The organism is Sphingobium wenxiniae (assembly GCF_007830065.1).
Taxonomy (GTDB): domain Bacteria; phylum Pseudomonadota; class Alphaproteobacteria; order Sphingomonadales; family Sphingomonadaceae; genus Sphingobium; species Sphingobium wenxiniae.
The window spans coordinates 1-2,738 of record NZ_VLKK01000060.1 but is presented as its reverse complement, the minus strand read 5'-3'; the positions used below and the strand labels follow the sequence as shown (position 1 = coordinate 2,738).

Genomic DNA, 2,738 nt, shown 5'->3' with positions numbered 1-2,738 from the left:
GAGATTGGAGGACAAGAGCGAGCCTGGTAGATCGCCATGTTCAATCTTTGTTCTTCAACATGGCCAAAATCGCAGCTTCGGGCCGACTGGGCCAAGATGGGAGAACGAAGGAATGAAAGGTCTTCAGGACAAGTCGATCGTCGTCACCGGCGGTGGCAGCGGGATCGGCGAAGCGGTGGCGCTCGCGCTGGGCGAGGCGGGCTGCCGGGTCACCGTGGCGGACCTCGATGGCGGCAAGGCGCAGGCCGTCGCCGCCGCGATCGGGCAGGCGGGCGGCACCGCGCAGGGCATCGCGGCGGACGTGGCGGATGAAAGCTCGGTCATCGCGATGATCGGGGCAGCGGTGAGCACTTACGGCCGCCTCGACGGCGCCTGCAACGCCGCCGGTGTCCCCCAGCGTGGCAAGCTGCTGCACGAGATTGAACTCGGCGAATGGGATCGCTGCCACGCGGTGAACCTGCGCGGGCTGTTCCTCTGCAACAAGCACGAGATCCGCACGATGCTCGACAAGGGCGGGGCGATCGTCAACATCGTCTCCACGTCCGCCATGGTCGGTTTCCCGAACGGCAGCGAGTATTGCGCCAGCAAGGCCGGGGCGATGGGCCTGACGCGCGGCGGCGCGATCGACTATGCGACGAAGGGCATCCGCATCAATGCCGTGCTGCCGGGCGGTACGCTCACGCCGATGCTGAAGGGCGCGATGGAAGTGGATGCCGGGCTGGAACAGGCGCTGGCCGCCGTCCATCCGATGAACCGCTTCGGCCAGCCTTCCGAGATCGCGGGCGCGGTGCGCTGGCTGCTGTCGGACGAAGCCTCGTTCGCCACCGGCGCCTCGTTCGCGATCGATGGCGGGCATACCAGCATCTGATCTTCATCCGTCATAACGGGAAAAAAGTGGCCCGGAAACCTCGCGGTTTCCGGGCCTTTTCAGGAGGGTAGGTTGCTTCGTCAGAAGTTCATGCCGACCGTGATGCCGTATTCCGCCGGCCGGCCAGTGTAGCGCACGAAGGTGTCGTAAACCTGCGTGGCGTTGCTCCAGTAATAGGTGTTGAAGATGTTCTTGCCCCAGACCGACGCCGTCCACTTGCCGTCCGAGGAACGGATGCCGAGGTTGGCGTTGACCAGCGTATAGGCCTTGATGTCGTAGAGGTCCGAGGTCGCCCCGAAGGTGGCCGAACCCGGCACGACCAGCGCCGACACCGAACTGCTCTGCCCGTTGAGGCCCGCGCCCACGAAGCCGTCCAGCGCCGAACTGACCGGGAACGTGTAGTCCGCGCGCAGCGAGTATTGCCACTTGGGCGAGAACGGCAGGTCGACGCCCTTGAACGAGGCGTTCACCGGCACCAGCACGCCGCTCACCGCCGTCTGGCCCACGGCGCCGAGGTACTTGTCCACCTTGGCGTCGAGGTACGTCACCGAGGCGCTGAGCGACAGGCCCTGCATCGGGCGCGCGGTGACTTCCAGTTCGGCGCCCTTGATGGTGGACTTGGGCACGTTCAGCAGCTTGTCGAGCGCGCCGAAGAGCGGATCGACGAATTTCGCGCGGGTCTGCTTGTTCTTGTAGTCGTAGTAGAACGCGGCGCCGTTGATGGTGAGCAGGCGGTCCATCAGCTGGGCCTTGAAGCCCGCCTCGTAGGCCATGATCGATTCCTGCTTCACCGGCGCATAGGAATCGAAGAGCGAGCCCAACAAGTGCGGGAAGCTGCCCGCCTTGTAGCCCTTCGACACGTTGGCGTAGAGCAGCAGGCCGTCCACCGGCTTGAAGTCCGCACCGACCATCCACGAGGTGCTGTTCTCGCGGATTCGGGTATTGACGGTGGTGGCGGTGAGGAAAGTATCGGGATCGACCGGATCGTTCGCCGAAGGATCGCCCAGCACCAGCCCGCGCGTGTCGAGGATGATCGAGCCGCCCGGTGCGATCGTCGGGATCTGGTAGCCCGGGCCGCCGTAGAGCGGGCCGAGCGAGCCGTATACCGCGTTGAAGAAGTCGGTCAGCGTGACCCCCGGGGTGCCGCCGAAAGTGGTGTCGGTCGGCAGGATCGGGAACTGCGGCAGATCGCCGTTGAAGGCATAGGCATCGCGCTTGGCACGGGTCTGGCGGATGCCGGCCTTGAGCGTGATCTGGTCGTTGACGTCGAACTCCAGGTTTCCGAAGGCGGCGTAGTTCGTCATCTTCTGGCGGGTTTCATACGCGTGGCTGACGAAGCCGTTGACGTAAGTGTTGCTGGTGTCGGCGTAGGCCATCCAGGTGACTTCGTTGACCTTGGTGCGCTCGTAGTTCGCGCCTACCACCCAGCGCAGCGCGTTGTGGGAATCGTTGGCGATGCGCACTTCCTGCGTGAAGCTCTTGATGTGGCCGCTGTCGCTGCGCAAGTCGGTGTCGCGCAGCGCGGTGCCGCCGCCTTCGGTGGTGTTGTCGAACTTGAGGTCGGTATAGCCGGTCAGCGAGGTGACGGTGATGCCGCTGAAGTCGTAGTCCATGCGGAACAGGCCCTGCAGCATGCGGTTGTCCTGCCGCGGGCGATAGTCGGTGGACCAGTCGGCGGCGCGGGCATTGTGCGGTGCGTTGGGGTAGGTCGCCTGCGGAAAGGGCACGGGGCCGTCGGCATACGTGAACGGCGCGATGGCGGGGGCGCCGGACACGTGGCTCTGTTGCAAAAATCGTGAAGCTTGAGCATGCTTGGCGGAGATTGGACGGACGGAACGATGACGGATTTCAAGTGGCGCCATTTCCAGGG

General features: G+C 64.7%; 2 protein-coding genes. One reads left to right on the top strand and one right to left on the bottom strand.

Translation table 11 applies throughout. The features are described 5' to 3' along the window. The first annotated feature begins 112 nt into the window (after window positions 1-112). Window positions 113-868, top strand: a complete 756-nt coding sequence (locus tag IQ35_RS20715) for an SDR family NAD(P)-dependent oxidoreductase (RefSeq protein WP_037523630.1) — start codon at window positions 113-115, stop codon at window positions 866-868. A gap of 80 nt (window positions 869-948) precedes the next feature. Here the strand turns inward: IQ35_RS20715 and IQ35_RS20710 are convergent. After that, window positions 949-2,738 (bottom strand): TonB-dependent receptor (locus IQ35_RS20710; protein ID WP_242003438.1); only part of this gene is annotated, 1,790 nt, incomplete at its 5' end.

Bases quoted from the DNA above. Each gene is read 5' to 3' on its own strand.
- IQ35_RS20715 (WP_037523630.1), top strand. From the start codon at position 113: ATGAAAGGTCTTCAGGACAAGTCGATCGTCGTCACCGGCGGTGGCAGC.